Annotated in this window: 14 protein-coding genes and 1 pseudogene; 7 read left to right on the forward strand and 8 right to left on the reverse strand. The window is 66.7% G+C overall.

The annotated features are described in order from the left end of the window. Positions 1–275: 275 nt before the first annotated feature. Entirely contained in the window at positions 276–1,196 is a 921-nt protein-coding gene (locus AC5P7A_RS20640) for a LysR family transcriptional regulator (RefSeq protein ID WP_046429929.1), read from the reverse strand. A 140-nt stretch (positions 1,197–1,336) separates the two neighbouring features. Here AC5P7A_RS20640 and AC5P7A_RS20645 point away from each other — a divergent pair, with 140 nt between their 5' ends. Next, the gene (locus tag AC5P7A_RS20645) at positions 1,337–2,038 is read left to right on the forward strand and encodes a pirin family protein (protein WP_014646736.1); all 702 of its coding nucleotides are present in this window, start codon (positions 1,337–1,339) and stop codon (positions 2,036–2,038) included. A 115-nt stretch (positions 2,039–2,153) separates the two neighbouring features. On the opposite strand, the pseudogene AC5P7A_RS20650 reads toward AC5P7A_RS20645, so the two are convergent. After that, a pseudogene (locus AC5P7A_RS20650) lies at positions 2,154–2,396 on the reverse strand (TonB-dependent receptor domain-containing protein); the annotation flags it as partial. A gap of 24 nt (positions 2,397–2,420) precedes the next feature. Continuing rightward, a complete protein-coding gene (locus AC5P7A_RS20655; RefSeq protein WP_495220559.1) occupies positions 2,421–3,116 on the reverse strand; it encodes an alpha/beta hydrolase in 696 nt (231 codons plus the stop codon). A 184-nt stretch (positions 3,117–3,300) separates the two neighbouring features. Here AC5P7A_RS20655 and AC5P7A_RS20660 point away from each other — a divergent pair, with 184 nt between their 5' ends. Next, the gene (locus AC5P7A_RS20660) at positions 3,301–4,440 is read left to right on the forward strand and encodes an MFS transporter (protein ID WP_032957729.1); all 1,140 of its coding nucleotides are present in this window, start codon (positions 3,301–3,303) and stop codon (positions 4,438–4,440) included. An 82-nt stretch (positions 4,441–4,522) separates the two neighbouring features. On the opposite strand, the gene AC5P7A_RS20665 is transcribed toward AC5P7A_RS20660, so the two are convergent. Further along, the gene (locus AC5P7A_RS20665; protein ID WP_014646733.1) at positions 4,523–5,641 is read right to left on the reverse strand and encodes an alpha/beta fold hydrolase; all 1,119 of its coding nucleotides are present in this window, start codon (positions 5,639–5,641) and stop codon (positions 4,523–4,525) included. A gap of 184 nt (positions 5,642–5,825) precedes the next feature. On the opposite strand from AC5P7A_RS20665, the gene AC5P7A_RS20670 reads away from it, so the two are divergent. From AC5P7A_RS20670 to AC5P7A_RS20685, 4 genes are all read left to right on the forward strand, one after another. Then, positions 5,826–7,172 carry a c-type cytochrome gene (locus tag AC5P7A_RS20670; RefSeq protein ID WP_049442311.1) on the forward strand — a complete coding sequence of 449 codons (1,347 nt, stop codon included), beginning with the start codon at positions 5,826–5,828 and terminating at the stop codon, positions 7,170–7,172. Then, positions 7,169–8,095, forward strand: a complete 927-nt coding sequence (locus tag AC5P7A_RS20675; RefSeq protein WP_014646731.1) for a c-type cytochrome — start codon at positions 7,169–7,171, stop codon at positions 8,093–8,095. Before AC5P7A_RS20670 ends, AC5P7A_RS20675 begins: the two co-directional genes overlap by 4 nt. Positions 8,096–8,210: 115 nt before the next feature. Next, on the forward strand, positions 8,211–10,589 hold the full coding sequence (locus AC5P7A_RS20680) for a TonB-dependent receptor domain-containing protein (RefSeq protein ID WP_262224886.1): 2,379 nt from the start codon (positions 8,211–8,213) through the stop codon (positions 10,587–10,589). 8 nt (positions 10,590–10,597) lie between these two features. Continuing rightward, a complete protein-coding gene (locus AC5P7A_RS20685) occupies positions 10,598–12,706 on the forward strand; it encodes a phosphocholine-specific phospholipase C (RefSeq protein ID WP_069117229.1) in 2,109 nt (702 codons plus the stop codon). A 109-nt stretch (positions 12,707–12,815) separates the two neighbouring features. On the opposite strand, the gene AC5P7A_RS20690 is transcribed toward AC5P7A_RS20685, so the two are convergent. The 4 genes from AC5P7A_RS20690 to AC5P7A_RS20705 all read right to left on the reverse strand — a co-directional run bounded on the left by AC5P7A_RS20690 (position 12,816) and on the right by AC5P7A_RS20705 (position 19,031). After that, positions 12,816–14,411, reverse strand: coding sequence for an alkaline phosphatase D family protein (locus AC5P7A_RS20690; protein WP_180834888.1), 1,596 nt, complete (start codon positions 14,409–14,411; stop codon positions 12,816–12,818). Between the two features lie 10 nt (positions 14,412–14,421). After that, on the reverse strand, positions 14,422–17,355 hold the full coding sequence (locus AC5P7A_RS20695) for a TonB-dependent receptor (RefSeq protein WP_495220560.1): 2,934 nt from the start codon (positions 17,353–17,355) through the stop codon (positions 14,422–14,424). 141 nt (positions 17,356–17,496) lie between these two features. Next, positions 17,497–18,519, reverse strand: coding sequence for a FecR family protein (locus tag AC5P7A_RS20700; protein WP_126411923.1), 1,023 nt, complete (start codon positions 18,517–18,519; stop codon positions 17,497–17,499). Continuing rightward, positions 18,516–19,031: an RNA polymerase sigma factor gene (locus AC5P7A_RS20705; RefSeq protein WP_041863300.1), complete on the reverse strand. Its 516-nt coding sequence runs from the start codon at positions 19,029–19,031 to the stop codon at positions 18,516–18,518. Before AC5P7A_RS20705 ends, AC5P7A_RS20700 begins: the two co-directional genes overlap by 4 nt. 320 nt (positions 19,032–19,351) lie before the next feature. On the opposite strand from AC5P7A_RS20705, the gene aceE reads away from it, so the two are divergent. Further along, positions 19,352–22,027: a pyruvate dehydrogenase (acetyl-transferring), homodimeric type gene (aceE, locus tag AC5P7A_RS20710; RefSeq protein ID WP_495220561.1), complete on the forward strand. Its 2,676-nt coding sequence runs from the start codon at positions 19,352–19,354 to the stop codon at positions 22,025–22,027. The last annotated feature ends 36 nt before the right edge of the window (positions 22,028–22,063 follow it).

Here is a 22,063-nt window from a genome sequence, read left to right on the forward strand (position 1 = left end):
ACAGATCGCGGAAAACTGTCGAAGGCGGGGTGGGTCCGGTTGCGGGAGTGTCCGCGGCATGGATGCCGCGGCCAAGCCCCCATGGGTGAGGGCGCTTTGCTTGCGAAGCACTGCTTCGCAAGCGCCCGAACGCACAGCCGCCAGCGGCTGGGCCGGCCTGGGGGTTTACGGCGTCTCCCGCAGCCGGACCCAACCCGCCACCTCACGGAATGCACGCTGTTGCTGTTGCTGTTGCTTTGGCCTCGGCGGGTGCAGGGCGCAGCCCTGCCAAACCCCTACCCCTTGGCCATTGCCTGCCACCACTGCGACAGCAGCTCCGGCCTGCGCAGGCGCTCGCGCCACCACCGCAGTGCCGCGCCGTCCTCGCCGGTGCGCCAGGCCAGCCAGAACGTTTCCTCCGGCTTGTGTTCCTCCACCTCGCGGATCACCAGCTGGCCACGCGCCACTGCAGCGCGCGCGCACGGCTCGGGCAGGAAGCCGAAGCCCACACCTTCGCATTGCAGCTTCAGTTTGCTGGCCATGTCAGGCACGGTCAGCATCTCCTGCCCCATCAACAGGCCCACCGTGCGCGGCAGCAACCGCCGCGCCGAATCAGAAACGGCGATCGCGCAGTGCTCGACCAGCTGCTCGCGACCGAGCACGCCCGGCACCTTGGCCAACGGATGATCCGGTGCGACCGCGAACACGAACTCCACCGTGCCCAGCGGCTCGACCACGTAACCACCGCCACTGGGCCCCTCGCCCGGCGCCCCGACCAGCAGGTCGGCGCGGCGGTCCAGCAGGGCCTCCCAGGTGCCGGACAAGGCCTCGCCGATCAGCCGCAGCCGGGTCGGCGCCTCCGCCTCACGAAACGCGGCGATGTCCGGGCCCAGCAGCCAGGTCGGGAACACCGAGTCCACCGCCAGGGTCAGTTCGGTCTCCCAGCCCGACGCCACCCGGCGCACCCGCAGCTCCAGCTCGCGGGCCGCACGCAGGAGATGCCGACCCTCGTCCAGCAGGGCGCGTCCGGCCTCGGTCGGTTCGGCACGCGGGCCGACCCGGTCGAACAGCTGCACGCCCAGGTCCTCCTCCAGCTTGGCCACAGTGTAGGAAATGGTCGAGGGCACCTTGTGCAGCGCCTTGCCGGCGCCGGCAAAAGAGCCGCGGCGGTCGATGGCATCCAGGATCTGCAGGGCATCGAGGCTGAGCTTGAGCATTCGAATTTTTCGATGATGGCCGTCAAAACTATCCGTTTTTCAAACCCCGGGCGCAAGCAGATACTTCTCTCCAACGGGGAAACACGGCAACTACCGCCTCACCCCGCCCCATCGAAACCATCGAACAAGGAGATTCCATCATGCTGCAGATCCGCAAGAGCGCTACCCGTGGCCTGGCCGAGCATGGCTGGCTGTCCTCGCGCCATACCTTCTCCTTCGCCAACTACTACGACCCCCGCTACGTCAGCTTCGGCCCGCTGCGGGTGATCAACGAAGACAAGGTGATCGGCGGCCAGGGCTTCGGCACCCATAGCCACAGCAACATGGAGATCGTTTCCTATGTGCTGGGCGGCGCGCTGGAGCACAAGGACTCGATGGGCACCGGCTCGGTGCTGCGCTACGGCGACGTGCAGCGCATGAGTGCCGGCAGTGGTGTCAGCCACAGCGAATTCAACCACTCGGCCGACGAGACCGTGCACTTCCTGCAGATCTGGATCTTCCCGGACCGCGAGAACATCACGCCGTCCTACGAGGAGACCCACTTCGCCCCGGAGACCAAACGCGGCCAGCTGCGCCTGATCGCTTCGCCGGACGGTGCCGACGGTTCGCTGCGCATCCACCAGGATGCCCGCATCTTCGCCACCATCCTCGATGGCGGCCAGAAGCTGCACCACGCGCTCGGCAATGGCCGTGGTGCCTATGTGCAGGTTGCCCGAGGCCAGCTGCAGGTCAATGGCATCACCCTGGAAGCCGGTGATGCACTGCAGGTCAGCGACGAAGCGCAGCTGACCCTGGAAAACGGCAACGACGCCGAAGTGCTGGTGTTCGACCTGCCGCTGTAACCACAACGCCCGCGATGCCGCAAAGCATCGCGGGCGCATTTCCGTAGAGCCGAGCCCACGCTCGGCTGCGGTGTGACAGCCAGCCGAGCGCGGGCTCGGCTCTACAGGACCCGCGTCAGAACCTGTACGTCATCGCCAGCCGCACATTGCGCGGCTCACCCCAGGTGTAGGTGCTGTACCAGCTGAAGATCGTGTAGTAGCGCTTGTCCAGCAGGTTGTTGACGTTGAGCGTGGCCGACAGGCGATCACTGAATTCATAACGCGCCATCGCATCCAGCAACCAATACGGTTGGGTGCGATGTACCACCTTGGCCTGCGTGGCCGGGTTGGTGATCTCGCCGAAGGTGGAATCCTGTCGTGCGGTGCGACGCGCCGCGCGGGCTCAGCCGCCGATGGCGGCGCAGGCCTCCAGGATCAGCGCGGTCACTTCCTTCGGCTGCGAGGCCAGCGAGGCATGGCTGGCATCCAGCTCCAGCAATCGCTTGGGCTGGATGCGCGTGGCCATGGCCTTCTGGTTGTCCGGCGCGATCATGCGGTCCTGGCGGGACAGCTGGTACCAGCTCGGCTTGTGCTTCCAGGCCGGATCGCTGACCGCATCACCGAAGGTGCTCGCCAACGGCGCCTTCTGGGTCACCGCCATCACCCGGCCCTCGTCGGCGCTCAGGTCCTGGCAGAAGCTCTCCTGGAACCTGTCCGCACGCAGCCACAGGTAGCCATCGCTGTCGGGTGCCAGGTTCGGCGCTGCCTCCGGCAGGTGCTGCTGGGTGATGCCACCGGGGCTCTCGCCGGCATCAGGCGCGAAGGCAGCGATGTAGACCAGGCCCTTCACGTTGGGCTCGCTACCGGCCTGGCTGATCACCGCGCCGCCGTAGGAGTGGCCGACCAGCAGCACCGGCCCGTCGATCTGCCGGATCATTTTCCGGGTGCGTCCTGCGTCGTCGGCCAGCGAGGTAAGCGGCAGTTCCACCGCCTGCACGCGGTCGTGGCCGTTGCGATGCAGTTCCAGGATCACCTTGGCCCAATGTGCGGCCCCGCCCCAGAATCCATGGACAAGGAGGATGGTCGGTGTCGTGCTCATGTACAGGTCTCCGGCAGCGGCCGGCGGGATGCCGACTGTGCAGCCACTGTCCGTGCGTGGCGTTAATCGCTGGTGACGCAATCGGGTCACTGCAATCGTATGCGTCGTTTGATGTCGTGCATGGCACTTGCCGACCTGGCCTGATAACGATTTCATGGAGCTCTCCCGGAGCTTCGCATCGCGCATGACGCCTTCATCCCCACGTGCCCAGCAGCACGCCACCCGTGCCGCCTTCTTCATTCCCGGCTTCGCCACCGCCGCGTGGGCGCCGATGGTGCCCTACGCAAAGGCCAAGGCCGGGCTGTCCGACGCCAGTCTCGGCGCCGTGCTGCTGTGCCTCGGGCTGGGTTCGTTGCTGGCGATGCCACTGGCAGGTGCGCTGACCGGGCGACTGGGATGCCGTCGGGTGATGGTGATCACCTGCGCGATGATGCTGGGCGCCCTGCCCTTGCTGGTGCTGGCACCCTCGCCCGTGGCGCTGGGCGCAGCGCTGTTCGTGTTCGGCGCCGGCGTCGGTGCATTGGATTGCGCGATGAACATGCAGGCCGTGGCGGTCGAGCGCGACGCCGGACGCGCGATGATGTCCGGCTTCCACGCCTTCTACAGCATCGGTGGATTCGTCGGCGCCGGCTGCATGACCGGGCTGCTGATCCTCGGCACGCCGCTGTGGCTGGCCGCGCTGCTTTCGGTGGCCGCGCTGCTGCTGGTTGCCGTGCTGTCGGCACCGCACTGGCGTCCGCAACGGATCCTGCACGAAGGCCCGCTATTGGCGCTGCCGCACGGCGTGGTCCTGTTCATCGGCGTGCTGGCCTTCGTGGTGTTCCTTGCCGAGGGCTCAATGCTGGACTGGAGTGCGGTGTTCCTGGCGGAAGTGCGGCAGGTACCGCGCGACCAGGCCGGGGCCGGCTTTGCGTTGTTCACCCTGGCGATGACCGCGATGCGCCTGTTCGGCGACGGCATCGTCGAGCGCCTCGGCCGGACCCGCACGCTGGTCATCGGCGGCATCACCGCTGCGGCGGGCTTTACCCTGGCCACGCTGGTGCCCTCGTTCCCGGTGGCGTTGGCCGGCTACGTACTGGTCGGGCTGGGCTGCGCCAACATCGTGCCGGCGCTGTTCTCGATGGCGGGCCAGCAGCGGGTGATGCCGGAGAGCATCGCCATCACCGCGGTGACCACACTGGGTTACGCCGGCATCCTCGCCGGTCCGGCAGCGATCGGCGCACTGGCGCATGCCACCAGCCTCGGTTTCGCCTTCCTGTGCGTGGCCGCGCTGCTGCTCGGCGTCGCGGCGTCTGCCCGCGCACTGGCACGACGCGTGGCCTGACAGAAAAAGGGGACGGAGGGGATTAAGTCGTTTCCCGCACACCTGGCCTGGAAACGACTTAATCCCCTCCGTCCCCTTTTTCTCAGCTGCGCGCCAGCCACTCAGCCTGGGCCGGCAGCTGCGGTGCCGGGCACGCGCTCTGCGGATGGTGCTCGTCGCGCGCCATCCAGTCATCGACCACGCCCGCCAGCAGGTCCAGCCGCAGCGGCAGGGTGATGTGGTCCTCGCCGCGCATTTCGATGTAGTGCGCGCGCGGATTGGCCTGGGCCAGTTCGCGGCCCTGGCTGACCGGAATGTGCTGGTCGCCCTGCCCGTGCAGCAACAGCACGCAGGCGCGGGTATCGGCCAACGCACGCGCGACGTCCACGCGGTCCAGATCGACGTCGATGCGGCGGCTGGCGGCGGCGATCACCTGGTTGATGTCCTGGCCGCCGTAGCGCCAGCGCGCGTACGACGCCACCGCCTGCGCCTTCAGGCCTTCCGGCTGCAGCCCCATCAGGTGCGGGATCATGGTACGGATCGCCACGCCGGCATTGGCGAACGATTCCATCGCCACCACGCCTTCGACCTGGTCACCCAGCTTGTCGGCGGTGAACACCGCCGTGGCCGCACCATAGGACACACCGAACAGGTACAGGGGCCCGGTCACTTCGCCGCGCGCGCGCAGCTCGCCGATCACATCGACCACGTCATCCGACTCATAGGTGCCATAGCCGGACGGGCCGGTGCCGGACTGGCCGTGGTTGCGCAGGTCGAGCGTGACCACGCGGTAGCCGGATTCGGCCAGCTGCAGCGACCATGGCAGCATCGAATCACCGTTCATCATCCACCCATGCAGCAGCACCACGGTGCCGCGCGGCGCCTGCGCGCGGAACGGCTGCGGCACGGCCAGGCTCAGGCCGGTATCCAGCGGCAGGCCGTTCTCGTGGCGCTGCGGCAGGTAGCGGTAACGCGCGCCGTAGTCGCCCGGATCGAATACGCGCCAGAAGATCGGCACGCCATCGCGGCCCGCCGCGAAGCCATGGCGGTTGGGCAGTTCGGCGATGGCCGCGGCGATGCGCGGACGATCGAGCAGGGTCGACACGCCGCCCGGCGCGATCAGCTGATCGGCGAGTGAGGTGGACGAGGCGTTGATCGAGGATGAGCATGCGGCCAGCCACAGGCCGGCGCACGCCAGCAACAACAGCAGCAGGCGCTTCATATCACGTCATAGGGGTGAATCAGACAGATTGGGACGGTAACGCCCAATAGACCGGCCATCTATCGCGCACGGATGACGGCTTGATGACAACGCAGGAACGATTCAGTTTGGTGTAAAAGCTGTATCGGTTCAGTCATTGATCCGGATCAATGAACGCGCGCCCGGGAGTGCCCACAGTGCCGCCATGCGCATCTCGTTCAAGCTCGCCATTGCCCTGGCCGCCACGGTAGCCGCCGCCTACGGCATTGCCCGCAGCACGCCCTACTGGTTCGCACCGCGACAGACCGCGCAGGTCGACATCCACGATCCGGCGCTGATCGCGCAGGGGCGCTACCTGTCACGTGCCGCCGACTGCGCGGCCTGCCACACCGCGCCGGGCGGCAAGCCGTTCGCCGGTGGCCTGGGCATGCAGACGCCGATGGGCACGATCTATTCGACCAACATCACCCCCGATCCGGACTCCGGCATTGGTGCCTACGACTACGCCGATTTCGAACGCGCGGTCCGCCGCGGCATCCGCCACGACGGCCAGCCGCTGTATCCGGCGATGCCGTATGCCTCGTACGTGATCGCCAGCGATGCCGAGATCAAGGCGCTGTATGCCTATTTCATGGGCTCGGTGCAGCCGGTGAAGCAAAGCAACGCCGACAGCACGATTCCATGGCCGGCCAACATGCGCTGGCCTTTGGCATGGTGGCAGCTGCTGTTCGCGCGCCCGCGCAGCTTCAACCCGGATCCGTCGCTGGATGTGGGCCAGCAGCGTGGCGCTGAGCTGGTTGAGGGCCTGGCCCACTGCGGCGCCTGTCATACACCACGTGGGCTGGCGTTCCAGGAGAAGGCGATGGCCGACGATGGCAGCCGCCAGTTCCTGTCCGGCTCGGTGCTGGAAGGCTGGTATGCGAAGAACCTGCGCAATGAATCGACCGGCCTGGCCAGCTGGAGCGAGGGCGAGATCGTCGACTTCCTGCGCACCGGGCGCACCGATCGATCGGCAGCCTTCGGTGGCATGGCCGACGTGGTCGAGCACAGCACGCAGTACCTGTCCGACGCTGACCTGCTGGCCATGGCGCGCTACCTGAAGCAGCTGCCGGCGCGTGAGGGACGCAGTGCGCAGTGGTCGCCTGGTACCGACACCACCACCGCCGCGCTGCGTAGTGGCGACTATCGCGTGGCCGGTTCGCTGGCCTATGCCGAGCACTGCCAGGCCTGCCACCGTGCCGACGGGCGCGGCATGCCACGCGTCTATCCGGCCCTGGCCGGCAACTCGATCGTGTTCGCCGACGACCCCAGTTCGCTGGTGCAGGTGACCCTGATCGGGGGTCGCACGCCGCATACCCCGCACGACCGCATGGCCTTCACCATGCCCGGCTTCGAGCAGCTGCCGAACGCGCAGCTGGCACAGATCCTGACCTTCATCCGCAGCAGCTGGGGCAACCAGGCCAGCGCGGTGAGCGAGGTCGAGGTGGCACGCATGCGCCGGGTGGTGCGTGACAAGCCGGTGCACTACGTTCCGCAGGAGGCCGCACGATGAAGCGTTCGCGCAAACGTTCCCGCCTGCTGCTCGGTAGTGCGATCACCGTGGTGCTGCTGGCCGGTGCGGGCACCCTCGCCTATCGTCACCTGCACCCGGGCCTGGATGCCGCCGTAGCCAGTACGATCGATATCCTCGATGCACAGGGCAAGGTGGTCGCCCACTACCACGCGCCCAGTGCCGAGGAGATCGCCGGACTGGGCAATGCCGAATCGGTGATGCTCGGCCGGCGCATCCTCAACGAGACCGCGCGCCTGCTTCCGGACAACGTCGGCAACGATCTGAACTGCAATTCGTGCCACATGGCCGAGGGCAAGCGACCGTTCGGCAACCACTACTTCAATACCGGCGGCGGTGCCTATCCGCGCTACATGCCGCGCCCGGGCAAGGTGATCGGGCTGACCGAGCGCATCAATGGCTGCCTGCAGCGCTCGATGAACGGCAAGCCGCTGCCGAAGGACGCACCGCAGATGCGCGCGATGCTCGACTACATGGCGTGGCTGAGCAGCCCGGTGCCAGAGGGTGCAAAAGTGGCCGCGCCCAGTGAGGGCCCCATCGACAGCACGCTGACTCCGGACCCGGTCCGCGGCCAGGCGCTGTATGCCGTGCAGTGCGCCGCCTGCCATGGCGACAACGGCGAAGGCCGACGCGATGCCAGCGGTGACATCGCCTTCCCGCCGCTGTGGGGCGACCACAGCTTCAACATCGGTGCCGGCATGGCGCGCCTGTACAAGGCGGCCGGTTTCATCAAGCACAACATGCCACCGGCAGTGACCCGCGCACCGCCGCTGGGGCAGCAGGTGATGCCGGACCAGGATGCGGTGGACATCGCCGGCTATTTCATCAACCAGCCGCGGCCGGACTTCGCCAACAAGGGCAAGGACTGGCCGCGTGACCCGAAGCCCAAGGACGCACGGTACTGAAGCAGGCGGCGGGTGCCGGCCGTCGCAGAACACGATTCCTGCATCGCCACGTCATGCCGATGTCATTGGCGCTGCCGACACTCCGGGGCTTCCCTGCTCTGAAGGTCCGGTCTCGATGCGAACGTCTGCGCGCTTTCCCCGTGTCTCGCTGCTTGCCCTGCTGATCGCTCCCGCACTGGACGCCCTGGCCGAAGCACCGCAGGGCGATGCCGCTGAAGCGCGCAGCAGTGAGGCCCGCACCCTCGACCAGGTGCAGGTGATCGGCCAGGCCACCAGCTATGCCAAGACTTCCGTGCGTGCGGAAACGCTGAACCGGCAGACCGTGATGAGCAGCGTCAACGACGCGCTCAACGAAGTGCCCGGCGTGGTGGTCAGCGAGGCCGATGCCACCGGCTCGTCGGTGTGGGGCACGCAGATCAGCATGCGTGGCTTCGTCACCAACCGTGATACCCAGCAGATCGGCACCACCATCGACGGCCTGCCCAATGGTGGCTCGGGTTACGGCGGCGGCTCGCTGGCCAACCGCTACATCGACACCCTCGACCTGGAAACGGTGGAAGTCAGCCAGGGCACTGCCGATATCTCCTCGCGCTCGAACGAGGCCCTGGGCGGCACGCTCAACTTCCTCACCAGCGATCCGCTGCAGGACAGCCGCCTGCGCTTCGTGGTCGGCGCCGGTGACAACGAGGCACGCAAGTACTACGTGCGCTACGACACCGGCCTGCTCGGCGGCCACACCCGCGCCTGGGTCAGTGCCTCGTCGGCGCGCGTGCATGACTGGATCGATGGCAGCGGCAAGACCAGCAATGACCACATCGCCGGCAAGTTCATCACCGAACTGGATCGCTGGACCCTGACCGGCTACCTGTCCTACAACGATGCGGACGAGCCGGAGTACACCAGCGTCTCACCGAAGGGCTTCGCGACCAATCCGGATCGCGACAACCTGGTCGGTACCCTCACCGGCATTCCCTACCTGGACCAGAACTACCGTTCCGGCTCGCGTGCGCTGCGCGAGAACACCTTCGGCTACCTGCGCGCGGCCTTCGACGGTGGCAACGGCTTCAAGGCCTCGGTGGCCGCCTACGGGCACCGCATGCAAGGCCGCGGCGACTGGCTGCCACCGTATCTGGCGCAGGTCAGCGATGACGGAGCCGGTCGCCCGGAGTCGGAATACCTCGGTGGCAAGACCGTGCACGGCGGCAGCAACCGTGGCCAGATTTTCTTCGTCAATCCCGATGGCAGTGCAGCGCAGCGCCTGGCCAGCTGCAGCCCGCGCCTGGGCTTCACCGCCGAGTACGATCCGAACTGCTACGCCGGCAACGTGCTGGGCGCGCAGTCGTATCGCCACACCCACTACGACAACGACCGCATGGGCGTGACCGCCGACGTCGAATGGCGCCAGACTTTCGGCGCAGTCGACAACACGATCCGCGGCGGCCTGTGGGTGGAGAAGCTGGACCGTTCGGCACGCCGCGACTGGCATCGCCTGCTCAACGTCGGCCAGGACATCGCCTTCGACCACCAGCCGTACTGGGTACAGTTCGAGGACAAGTACAAGGTCGACGAACAGATGTACTACGTCGAGGACGTGGCCCGCTTCGGCCCGTTCAGCGCGCGCCTCGGCGTGAAGCAGTTCTTCGTCGACCAGTCGCGCCGCCGCGTGATCGGTGCCAGCGAGCACGTCACATCCGACTCCAGGTCCGATCCGCTGCTGTCCACCGGCTTCACCTGGGCGCCCGGCGTGGAAGGCATGGAGCTGTTCGCGGGCTTCTCGCAGAACTTCGCCGCCATCCCCTCCGGCGTGCTCGGCGAGACCGACCCGCAGCGCTTCCGCAACGTCGAGCCGGAGACCGCCGACAACATTGAAATGGGCATGCGCATCAGCCGCTGGCCCCTGACCGCCTCGGTCACGCTGTACAACATCAAGTTCGACAACCGCATCGTCTACCTGCCGGCCGGCTTCGTCAGCGGCATCGACTACCTGGGCGAGACCGACGGCGTCTACGAGAACTTCGGCGGCGTGGAAAGCAACGGCCTGGAAGCGGCGTTCGGCTATGGCTGGGACAACGGCTGGCGCCTCAACGCCGCCTATACCTACAACCGCTCCAAGTACCTGGGCAGTGGCGATGCCGCGCGTGATACCCAGCTGGGCATCGTCGACGGCGCCAAGGTGATCGGCCAACCCGAACAGACCCTCGTACTCTCGGCGGACTGGCAGGGCGAGAACTGGAACTTCGGCCTGTCCGGCCGTTACCTGGGCACCCGCTACCTCGACGCCGCCAACGTCAACAAGCTGCCCTCGGCCACCGTGTTCAACGCGAACATCGGCTTCGACCTGCAGGGCCTGTCGCCGCGCCTGAAGGGCATGGGTGCCAACCTGGTGGTGAGCAACCTCACCGACAAGCGGTATCTTGCGGGGGTGGACGGCCGCGACAACGCCTTCATCGGCGCTCCGCGCACCGTCGGCATCTCCTTCCGTGTGGACCTGTGAGTGAGCCCGTGACCGATATCGGCCGACGCCGGTTGTTGCAGGCCGGCGTTGCCGCCGGCCTTTCCCCGCTGCTGCCCAGCATCGCCCGGGCCGCCGCGATCGCCCCCGCCGCGCAAACCCGCAGCCTGGAAGACCTGCAGCACATCGTGGTGTTCATGCAGGAGAACCGTTCGTTCGACCACTACTTCGGCACGCTGCCGGGTGTGCGGGGTTTCGGCGATCGCTTCGTCGCTCCGGCGCAGGCACTGCAGGCCGGCGCCCGCGCGCGCAGCCTGTGGCTGCAGCCCGATGCCAGCGGCAAGCGCGCGATCGCGCCGTTCCCGCTGGATACCGCCGCGCACTTCGGCTACATGCGCGTGGAAGGCACGCCGCACACCTGGCCGGATGCACAGCGGGCCTGGGACCACGGACGCATGGGGCAATGGCCGAAAGCCAAGCAGAACCACTCGATGGGCTACTTCCAGCGCAGCGACCTGCCCTTCCAGTTCGCCCTGGCCGATGCCTTCACCATCTGCGACGCCTACCACTGCGCGATGCAGGCCGGAACCAACCCGAACCGGGTGTTCCTGTGGACCGGCCACAACGATGCTGCCGCCCGCGCCGGCGGCCCGGTGATCGCCAACTCGCACGACAACTTCCCCGAGCACGGCGGGCATCCTGCGTCGTACCGCTGGGCCAGCTATGTCGAACGCCTGCAGAAGGCGGGGGTATCCTGGCAGATCTACCAGGACATGGCCGACAACTTCACCGACAACCCGCTGGCCGGCTTCGAGGCGTTCCGCCAGGCCTACCGCGCTGCGCCGGGGCATGACCCGCAGCTGCGCGCACGCGGGGTCAGCACGCGTGGCCTGGCGCAGCTGCGCCAGGACGTCATCGACGGACGCCTGCCGCAGGTCAGCTTCATCATCGCCGACGCGGCCGGCAGCGAGCATCCCGGCCCCTCCAGCCCGGCCCAGGGCGCGGCCTATACCGCACGCGTGCTGGATGCACTGACCGCCGATCCGCAGGTGTGGAGCCGCACCGCCCTGCTGCTGATGTTCGACGAGAACGACGGTTTCTTCGACCACATGCCACCACCGGCACCGCCTTCGCCGGTGGACGGTGGCTGGGCGGGTGCGTCCTCGGTCAGCACTGAAGGCGAGTACCACCGCCATCCGGCACCGGGAGATGAGAAGTACGACTTCGCCGAACTGCGCGGCCGCCCGTATGGGCTGGGCCCGCGCGTGCCGCTGTACGTGATCTCGCCCTGGAGCCGCGGTGGCTGGGTCGATTCGCAGGTGTACGACCACACCTCGGTCATTCGACTGATCGAACGCCGCTTTGGTGTGTCCGCGCCGGACATCTCGCCGTGGCGCCGCGCGGTCTGCGGCGACCTCAGCACTGCGTTCGACTTTGCCCAGCGCGATACCCGCCCGTTCGTCCGCGGCCTGCCCGACGTGAGCGCGGTGGCCGCACGCGCCGCTGCTTTGCCGGGGCGCACCGTGCCCGCGCTGCCAGAGGGGCTGAAGCCAGCGAAACAGGAAAGCGGTGTACGCCCGGCGCGTGCCCTTCCCTATCGACCGCAGGCATCGATTGCTGCGGTCGACGTCGCGGGCGTTGACCTGGCGTTGTCCTGCGAGGGCGCAGCGGCAGTGCTGCATGTCTACGATCGGCTGCGGCTGGAGGCGGTGCCGCGCCGTTACACGCTGCTGCCGGGCATGCCGCTGCGCGAGCGTTGGCCGCTGGACGCCCAGGGCCGCTATGACCTGTGGCTGCTCGGTCCGAACGGCTTCCACCGCCACTTCCAGGGTGCGGCCAAGGCTCCTGCCGTGCAGGCTTCAATCGATCGCGCGGATGGCCAGCTGCGGCTGCACCTGCGCAATCTGGGTGACAGTGCACAGCAGGTGCGCGTGCATGGCGGCGCCTATGCAGGACACATGCCCGAACAGACATTGGCGCTGCCCGCACATGCGCAGACTTCATTGGCGTGGGATGCAACGCCTACCGCCGGCTGGTATGACCTGCGCATCAGCGCGGGTGGGAGTGTGCTGCGTTTGGCCGGCCGCGCCGAGGATGGTCGCCCCGGCACCAGTGACCCGGCGATGGGCACCGAACCGCTGCGGTTCGAGCACGATTGAAGAATCCCTGTAGAGCCGAGCCCATGCTCGGCTGCTTTCGCCCAGGTCGCATTGCCCCGAAAAAATGCAGCCGAGCGTGGGCTCGGCTCTACAGCGCAGACCGATAGACTCAGGCCTCCTGCAACCCCGGCCGGCCATGCTCCACCGCATAGCGCTTCCAGCTCTGCAGCGCGCCATTGGGCTGCATCACGGTATCCAGCGTCTTCATGTCGCCGATCCACGCATCGCGGGTGACATCACACAGCACATAGCCACGCTTGTCGGTGGTCGCCTTCAGATTGGGGCTGTGCGCAAGCTGGTTGCGGGCGTAAGCGTCCACGCCCTGGCCATCGGCCCCCGAAGTGATCGAAGTGGCAAGGAACTCGCTGGAGACCACGCCCGAATCACGATGGTCCTGCACCAGGTCGCTGGCGTAATGCCGGTGCGCGTCGCCACAGGCGGTCACCACGTTGCCGAAGCCGACCTTCTGGATGTGGTCGAGCAGGCGCCGGCGGCTGTCCAGGTAACCCGACCATTGGTCATCGGACGACTGCACCACGCCGTCCTTCTCGCGCATGTAGTTGCCCAGCGCTACCTGGTGGGCGATGGTGTGCCAACGCGGTGCGGCATCGGCCAGGCCATCGAACAGCCAGCGCTCCTGCTTCGCACCGACAATGCTGCGCTCCGGCGATTCCACGTCCTCACGCAGCGCCATGTTCACCTGCTTGCTGCGGTACTGGCGTGTGTCGAGCAGGTGCAGGTCCATCAGCGTTCCGTAGCGTGCGCGCCGGTACAGCTGCATGTGGCCATCGCGCGGGAATGCCGAACGGCGCAGCGGCATGTTCTCGTAGTAGGCCTGGAACGCCTGTGCGCGCCGCAGCAGGAACACTTCGCTGGGCGTATCGTCCTGGTCTTCGGCGCCGGCCCAGTTGTTGTCCACTTCATGGTCATCGAAAGTGACGAACCACGGTGCCGACGCATGCGCGGCCTGCAGGTCGGCATCGCTCTTGTACTGGGCGTAGCGGCGGCGGTAATCATCCAGCGTGTAGGTCTGCGGGCCGACGTGGTTGCGCAGGTTGGTGAACGGCTGGCCGTTCATCTTCCGCAGGCCAGGCTGGCTTTCACCTTCGTAGATGTAATCACCGTAGTGGAAGACGAAATCCAGCGGTTCCTCGGCGATGCGCCGCCACGCGGTGTAGTGGCCTTCTTCGTAGTGCTGGCAGCCGGCCACCACAAAGCGCACGCGATCCACCGCTGCCGCGGCTGCCGGCAGCGTGCGGGTACAACCGACTGCACTGGCGTGACCACCCACGGTAAAGCGGTACCAGTAGGGCCGTCCGGGCGCCAATCCTTCCAGTTCCACGTGCACCGCGTGGCCGAGTTCGGGATGCGCGAGCGCCGAACCCTGGCGTACCACCTTGCGCATGCCTTCGTCCGCTGCCAGCTGCCATTCGACCACCATCGGCCGGGTCGGCATGCCACCGCCGAACACCAGCGGCTCCGTCGCCAGCCGCGTCCACAGCACCATGCCGTCGGCCGTGGGATCACCCGAGGCCACGCCCAGGGTGAAGGGCGTGCTGGCAAAGCGCGGCTTGGCCAGCAGGTTGCGCGGGTTCAGCGTGGTGGCATCGGCCTGCGCGGCCAGCGCGCGTGCCGTGCCCATCCAGGCGCCGGCAGCGGACAGACCGGCCAGGGCCAGGAATCGCCTGCGATTGATCGTCTCCACGGCTGTGCCCTCAGTTGTAGATGATGTGGAAGTAGAAGAAGCGGCCGTAGTCGTCGATCTCGGTACGGAAGCGCCCGTTCGGGCCGGTGCTGTAGGTCGGCTGGGTGTTGAACAGGTTCTTGGCTTCGTACTTCAGCGTCACGTGCCTGCTGACTTTGTGGCTGAAGGCCATGTTGAAGGTCATGTACGGGTCGTAGTACGAATCCAGCCACTGGGTGTCGCCGAAGTCGACCAGCATCCGGCTGCGGTAGGTTCCGGACAGGCGCAGTTGCGAGTTCTTCCACGGCATGCGCCAGATCACCGAACCATTGAGCGACCAGTCCGGCTGGTACAGCAGCCGGTCCAGGCGTCGCTCGGTGCCATCGGTGATGCGGTAGTTGGTCCTGCCTTCCAGCCGCGTGGCGTTGAAGTACATGTCGAAGCGCTGGCGGCCCCATTGCAGGTTGCGGTTGGCCACCGCGAACTCGACGCCGCGCAGCCTGGACTCATCGGTGTTCATCGGTTGGGTCACCCGGTAACGGGTATCGCCCACGTTCTCGAAGGTGGTCAGGGTGTAGATGTCGTCCTTGACTACCTTGTCGAACAACGCCACCGAGACCAGGCCGTTGTTGCCGTTGAAGTACAGGTCCCATGCAAGGTCGATGTTGGTGGAACGGCGCGGCTGCAGGTTCGCATTGCCCTGCTTGATGGTGCAGAAGCCCCTGCCCTCCTCGTCATCGCCACAGCTGGTGCTGGTGGCCTGGGCAATGTTGCTCGGCGTCGGCCGGCCCAGCGTGCGGCTGGCGGAGAAGCGCAGGCGCTGGTCCTCGCTCAGCTTGAACGTCGCATTCAACGAGGGCAACAGGTTGTTGTAGCCACCGCTCGTGTTGCGGAAGGCGGAGGTATAGGTGGTGCCGCCATCATTGCTGAACGGGCTGTAGGCATCGAAGCGGGTGTGGTCATGGCGCAGGCCACCGATCAGCAGCAGCCGGTCCCAGGCGTAGTGCGCGGACACGTACGCATTGGTGATGTCCTCCACGTACCTGTAGTCACTGGTGAAGTTGGCATTCGGATACGCCGCATTGTTGTTGCCCAGTTTCGGTAGCAGTTCCTCGTTCCACTTGCGGTTGTCGATCAGCGGGAAGCCCGGCACGCTGCCCAGCAGCGTCGATCCCGGATACAGGTAATCGTTGAGCGTGGCGCTGCTCCTGAAGTAGTCGAAGTCGATGTCCTGCCAGATCTTCAGGTGGCGGTATTCGGCGCCGGTGGCCAGGCCGAAGCCACGCGCATCGGCGTCGATGTTGTAGCTGAAGTCGGCGCGCAGGTTGTCGATGCTCTCCTTGGCATCGCGCGGGGAGACATAAGCCTGCGCCGGATTGAGCTTGAACGCCGAGCTGGTCAGCAGGCTGGAATCGGACACCGCCACCGCGTTGGGGAAACCGTGGCTGTCGTTCTCGTAGTCGACGAACAGGCTGCTTGGGTAGGCGCGCACACCCCAGTAGACCTGGTTGTTGTGGAAAGTCTCTTCGGTATGGCCGCCGCGCAGGGTCAGCCGCGAACGGTCGCCGATGTCCCAGTTGAATCTGGCGATGGCGCCGCGGTTGCTGCGGTCCCATCGGTCGTGTCGGTTCTTGATGTAGATGCTGTTGATCTGGGTGGTGCCGCTGTCCTCGGTCTGGTTGCGGATCGGAAACTTGGCGTTGCCGTACAGGTCGGTCTTGTTCATCGTCGAGTTCTCGTAGAACCGGTACGAGTACAGCAGCAGCGATGCGTAGAACGGATCGTCCGACGGCTTCCATTCCAGCTTGGCCGAGCCGCCGAAGTTGGTGATGAAGTTGGTGTAGGTGCCGGTGCTGAAATTGCCGGGCGCACGCAGCCCGTTCCAACCCTTGGCCTCATCCGGCCCGGTGGTGCCGTCGGTGAGGTACTTGCCGGCGTCGTTGTAGTAGTAGTTCGACTCCACCCAGCGCTTGACGCTGTTGCGCGAACGCTGCTCATAGCGTGCCACCGCAACGATGCCGAACTCCTGCCCGGCGCCGAACTGGTTGGAGAACACCATCTTGGCGCTCTTGCCGAAGTGGCCCAGGGTTTCGTGGTTGCCGCCAGCGCTGCGCTCGACGTTGGTCTCGGCCGTGGAATAGATACCTGCCACGTCGGCAAACACGTACTTGCCGGACCGGTCGAAGGCACTGCGGCTGATGATGTCGATCACGCCGCCGATCGCATCCGGTGCCTGCTCCGCACTGAAGCTCTTGTAGATGTCGGTACGGGTGCCGATGTCGCTGGGAATCAGCTGCAGGTTGTTCATGCGTTCGCCGGAGCCACTGCCACCCACGCTGGCAATCGCGATGCCATCGATGGTGGTGTAGTTGAGGTTGGCCTGTACGCCGCGCACCGTCACGTAACGTGGCTCGCCGGCATCCTCCACCGCACTCAGGCCTGGAGCGGCCATCAGGCTCTCGGCCAGGGTCTCGTCGCCGTAGCTGTCCATTTCGTCGTAGACCACCGAATCCTTGATCACCGGTGAGGTCTTCTTCTGGTCGATCACCTCGTGCGCGGCAATCACCTTCACCGTGTCCAGGGTCGGCGCCACCACCGCCTCGGCCTCGCGCGGCTTCGGTGCGCCGGGGTTCGGCGCGTTGCGTACCGGTGCCGGATCGATGGCGATGACATTGCCATCCACCACGGTGTAGCCCAGGCCGGTACCGGCCAGCAGTGCATCCAGCGCCTGCCTGACGGTGGCACCGCGCGGCACCGCACCGGCCATGCGGGCATCGCCATCGGCCGAGTACAGGAACTGCACCCCGGAACTGCGTGACAACTGCTCCAGTGCACGCGCCAGCGGCTGTGCCGCGATCGGCGTGGACACACGCGCCTCCAGGCCATCGGCGGCGGCGGCGAAGGCCAATGGCATGCTGCCGGTAGACAGGGCGAGGATGATCGACAGGTAGAGCGTGTTGCGCATCACGGGTCCTTGGAAGAGAGAAGGTAGCAGGCGCCGCTGCGCGGATCGGCAGCGGCTTCTCCCAAGTAAGAGCCCGCATCCACCAAAGTGGAGAACGCGGATTCAATGAATTTTTTCTGACAGTCCACGGCCACCTCGGCCTCAGCGGCTGCCAACCCGCACTGTGTCGCCCTCGCGGCTCACCACGAAGCGCGGGTCACGTTCGAGGAAGGCCTGCAGCGCACCGATGCGATGCGCATCGAGGCTGCCGGACAACCGTGCCGATGCCGCGCCCTCGTCCAGCACGCGCACCTGCACCTGGTTGTGCCGGTTGAAGGCAGCAGCCACTTCGTCCAAGCGTTCGTCAAGGAAGGACACTTTGCGCTGCTGCCAGTCCAGCAGCATCGACAGTGGCATGTCCAAGGACTCCACCGCATGGCTGCGCGCGTCGACCTGCACCACCCGGCCCTGCCCCAACTGGGCCAGGCGGCGGGCACCCGCGCCCTGGCTCCAGACCTCGACCTCGCCGGAAACCACACCGATGCGCGTGCTCTGCAGCCGTCGCGACACGTCGAAGACTGTGCCGATGTCCCGGATCTCCAGGCCGTTCACCTGCACCTGGAACGGGCGGCGGTCGCGTGCGATGTCGAACGTCGCCTCGCCCTGCAGCAGTTCCGCCTTGCGACTGAACCAGCCCATGCGTACCCGCAGGCGGCTGTCCGCGTTGAGCCGCACCTGTGTCCGGTCAGGCAGCACCAGGTCACGCAGTTCACCATGGTCGGCGCTGTACAGCTGTTCGGTGGGCATCAGCTGCGGAACCAGGCCCACGCCGAGCAGGGCGATGCAGGCTGCGGCAGCCATCACCCACCCGCGCGTGCAGCGGCGCAGCGGCGCGGCGTGCGGCGCGGCGGGGGCACTATCGAACAGAGGCACCACTTTGGCGGCCGCCTGCCGTGGCGGCGCCGGCGCCTCTTCCGGCAACGGCGATTGCAGTGCCTCGCCGACCTGCCGGTGCAGCGCGAGGGCGTGCATATAGGCGCGCACGTGCTCGGGCGAGCGCTTCATCCAGTCCAGGAACGCAACCCGCTCGGCCTCGTCCAGCACTCCCTCGCGATTGCGCAGGAACCAGTCCATTGCCTCGCAGGCTAGCGTGTCGTCGGCCATGGGCGATGCGTTCCGGTTCATGCGTGCTCCCTGGCGCCCAGCGCCTTCCTGCAGGCCTCCAGACCCTTGCCGATGTGCTTGCGCACCATGTGCACCGACACCTGCAACTGCTGGCTGACTGCCGGGCAGTCCAGCCCGTCGCGGTAATGCAGCTCCATCACCCGTCGCGTGGTCGCCGGCAGACGTGCGATGGTGCTGCGGATATCGTTCCAGCGCTGCGCGCGCTCGAACTCGCCCTCGATGTCTTCTTCGCTTTTCAGCACTTCGGCCAGCTGATCCACGTCTTCCAGCGGCGGCAGCGACAAACGCGCGCGCGCGTGCTCGCGTGCCAGGTTGGCCGCGACCGTGAACAGGTAGGCCTCCGGGTTCTCGATCGCTGCGGCATTCTCGCCGGTGGCCCGCAGCAGCCGCAGGTACACCTCCTGCGCCAGGTCCTCGGCGTCTTCGCTGGCAGAACCGCGACGCAGGAAGAAGCCACGCAGCAGCCGTCGGCGCAGCGCGTAGCTCTTCTCCCAGATCCTCACGCTGTTCACGGCCGGCCAACACCCCGAGGCTGGAAAGCCCCGCAGGGTGACGGCCATCGATGACAGTGGCGTTGCAGCAGGCGGCCATGCCAGGCACTCTCCGCCCGGCACATTCGCCCATGATACGGCGCACCCTGCCAACCCTTGCTTGCCAGAGATCCAAGCCAGGCCCGCCTATCGAAGCCGCGGGGCCGGGCCTACGCTTGCCTCCCCGGTGGCCGCCACGGTCGCCCTTCGCGTCACGGCCCCGCCATTGCGACCCCGCTCCAGTGCTGTGCGCCCTGCCGGTGTTGTCGCCCAGGCAGAGCCGGCGCCCTCTGGAGACAGTCATGAACCAAGCCCTGACCCCCTTCGATACCGACCCGCTGGAAACGCGGGAGTGGCGTGAATCGCTGGAGGCGGTGATGCAGACCGGTGGCCGACCACGCGCGCATTACCTGATCGACCAGCTCAGCGAGCTGGATGCGCAGCGGCACGGGGACCTGCATGCGCACGCGTGGACCGCCTACGTCAACACCATCCCGCCGGAGCGCCAGCCGGCCTACCCGGGCGACCTGGCCATCGAGCGCCGCCTGAACGCGATGATCCGCTGGAATGCGATGGTGATGGTGCTGCGCGCCGGCAAGCACTCCAACGTCGGCGGCCACATCGCCACCTACCAGTCGGCGGCGGTGCTGTACGACGTGGGCTTCGACCACTTCTTCCGTGGCCGTACCGACACCTTCGACGGCGACATGATCTACATCCAGGGCCATTCCGCGCCGGGCATCTATGGCCGTGCGTACGTGGAAGGGCGCATCGATCCGGCACGGATGGACAACTTCCGCCGCGAAGCCGGTCGTGACGGCCTGTCTTCGTATCCACACCCGCGCCTGATGCCGGAGTTCTGGCAGTTCCCCACCGTGTCGATGGGGTTGGGCCCGCTGACCGCCGCCTACCAGGCGCGCTACATGCGTTACCTCGAGTACCGCGGCCTGAAGCAGCACCAGGACCGCAAGGTCTGGGCCTTCCTCGGCGACGGCGAGATGGACCAGCCCGAATCGCTGGCGGCGATTTCGCTGGCCGGCCGCGAGCGGCTGGACAACATCGTATTCGTGGTCAACTGCAACCTGCAGCGCCTGGACGGTCCGGTGCGCGGCAACGCCAAGGTCATCCAGGAACTGGAAGGCACGTTCCGCGCGGCCGGCTGGAACGTGATCAAGCTGATCTGGGGCAGTGGCTGGGACGACCTGCTGGCCCGCGACCACAGCGGCCTGCTACGCCAGCGCATGATGGAATGCGTGGATGGCGACTACCAGACCTTCAAGTCGCAGAGCGGTGCTTACGTGCGCGAGCATTTCTTCGGCCGTTACCCCGAGCTGCTGGAGCTGGTCGCGCACATGAGCGACGACGACATCTGGGCGCTGGCACGTGGTGGCCACGATCCGCAGAAGGTGTACGCCGCCTACCAGCAGGCGGTGAACACCCGCGGCCGGCCGACGGTGATCCTGGCCAAGACGGTCAAGGGTTTCGGCATGGGCGAAGCCGGCGAAGGCCAGAACATCAACCACCAGCTGAAGAAGATGAGCGCCGATGCAGTACGCGCCTTCCGCGACCGCTTCAACCTGCCGGTCAGCGACGAGCAGCTGGAGGAGATGCCCTATCTGCGCCCGGAACCGGGCAGCGCCGAGGCCGCCTACTTCGCCGAACGCCGCCGCATCCAGGGTGGGCAGCTGCCGGCGCGCCTGGCCAAGGTGGATCCGCTGCCGCTGCCGCCGCTGTCGATCTTCAACACCCAACTGCAGGGCAGTGGCGATCGCGGCCAGTCCACCACCATGGGCTTCGTGCGCATCCTCACCAGCCTGCTGAAGGACCCGGATCTGGGCAAGCTGGTGATTCCGATCGTGCCCGATGAATCGCGCACCTTCGGCATGGAAGGCCTGTTCCGCCAGATCGGCATCCACTCCTACCTGGGCCAGCTGTACACCCCGCAGGATGCCGGCCAGCTGAGCTATTACAAGGAAGCCAAGGACGGTCAGATCCTGCAGGAAGGCATCAACGAATCCGGTGCGATCTGTTCATGGATCGCCGCCGGCACTGCCTACAGCAACCACGGCCTGGCCACGATTCCGTTCTACATCTTCTATTCGATGTTCGGCCTGCAGCGCGTCGGTGACCTGGCCTGGGCCGCTGCCGACGCGCGTACCCGCGGCTTCCTGCTCGGTGCCACGTCGGGCCGCACCACGCTGATGGGCGAAGGCCTGCAGCACGATGACGGCCACAGCCACGTGCTGTCGTCGGTGATCCCGAGCTGCGTGTCCTACGACCCGACCTACAGCTACGAACTGGCGGTGATCATCCACGACGGCCTGCGACGCATGTATGTCGACCAGGAAGACATCTACTACTACATCACCGTACTCAACGAGAACTACCCGCAGCCGGCACTGCCCGAAGGCACCGAAGCCGGCATCCTGAAGGGCCTGTACCTGCTGCATCCGGCAGCCGCCGACAACGCCTTGCAGCCACGCGTGCAGCTGATGGGCAGCGGCGCGATCCTGCGCGAAGTGGAAGCCGCGGCAGACCTGCTGCAGCAGGACTTCGGCATCGCCAGCGATGTGTGGAGCGCGACCAGCCTGACCGAACTGCGCCGCGACGGGCTGTCCGCCGAGCGCTGGAACCTGCTGCATCCGGCCGAAGAACCGCGCGTGCCCTACGTGCAGCAGTGCCTGCAGGGTCATCAAGGCCCGGTGGTGGTGGCCACCGACTACATGAAGATCGTCGGCGACCAGATCCGTCCCTTCATCAACGACCGCCGCTTCACCGCATTGGGGACCGATGGCTTCGGCCGTTCCGACACGCGTGAATCGCTGCGCGCGTTCTTCGAAGTGGATCGCCACTTCATCGTACTGGCGGCCCTGAAGTCGCTGGCCGACGAAGGCCGCATCGAACGCTCGCGGATGCAGGACGCGATCGACAAGTACGGCATCGACACCGGCAAGCGCGATCCGGCCGCCGCCGTGTAAGGCCGTTGCATTCACCACGCCTGCCCTGCGGGCGTG

This window comes from Stenotrophomonas sp. YJH_SMC_65 (genome assembly GCF_059369475.1).

Bases quoted from the DNA above. Each gene is read 5' to 3' on its own strand.
- AC5P7A_RS20665 (WP_014646733.1), bottom strand. From the start codon at position 5,641: ATGAAGCGCCTGCTGCTGTTGTTGCTGGCGTGCGCCGGCCTGTGGCTG.
- AC5P7A_RS20640 (WP_046429929.1), bottom strand. From the start codon at position 1,196: ATGCTCAAGCTCAGCCTCGATGCCCTGCAGATCCTGGATGCCATCGAC.
- AC5P7A_RS20645 (WP_014646736.1), top strand. From the start codon at position 1,337: ATGCTGCAGATCCGCAAGAGCGCTACCCGTGGCCTGGCCGAGCATGGC.
- AC5P7A_RS20675 (WP_014646731.1), top strand. From the start codon at position 7,169: ATGAAGCGTTCGCGCAAACGTTCCCGCCTGCTGCTCGGTAGTGCGATC.
- AC5P7A_RS20655 (WP_495220559.1), bottom strand. From the start codon at position 3,116: ATGAGCACGACACCGACCATCCTCCTTGTCCATGGATTCTGGGGCGGG.
- AC5P7A_RS20660 (WP_032957729.1), top strand. From the start codon at position 3,301: ATGACGCCTTCATCCCCACGTGCCCAGCAGCACGCCACCCGTGCCGCC.
- AC5P7A_RS20680 (WP_262224886.1), top strand. From the start codon at position 8,211: ATGCGAACGTCTGCGCGCTTTCCCCGTGTCTCGCTGCTTGCCCTGCTG.
- AC5P7A_RS20670 (WP_049442311.1), top strand. From the start codon at position 5,826: ATGCGCATCTCGTTCAAGCTCGCCATTGCCCTGGCCGCCACGGTAGCC.
- aceE (WP_495220561.1), top strand. From the start codon at position 19,352: ATGAACCAAGCCCTGACCCCCTTCGATACCGACCCGCTGGAAACGCGG.
- AC5P7A_RS20700 (WP_126411923.1), bottom strand. From the start codon at position 18,519: ATGAACCGGAACGCATCGCCCATGGCCGACGACACGCTAGCCTGCGAG.
- AC5P7A_RS20695 (WP_495220560.1), bottom strand. From the start codon at position 17,355: ATGCGCAACACGCTCTACCTGTCGATCATCCTCGCCCTGTCTACCGGC.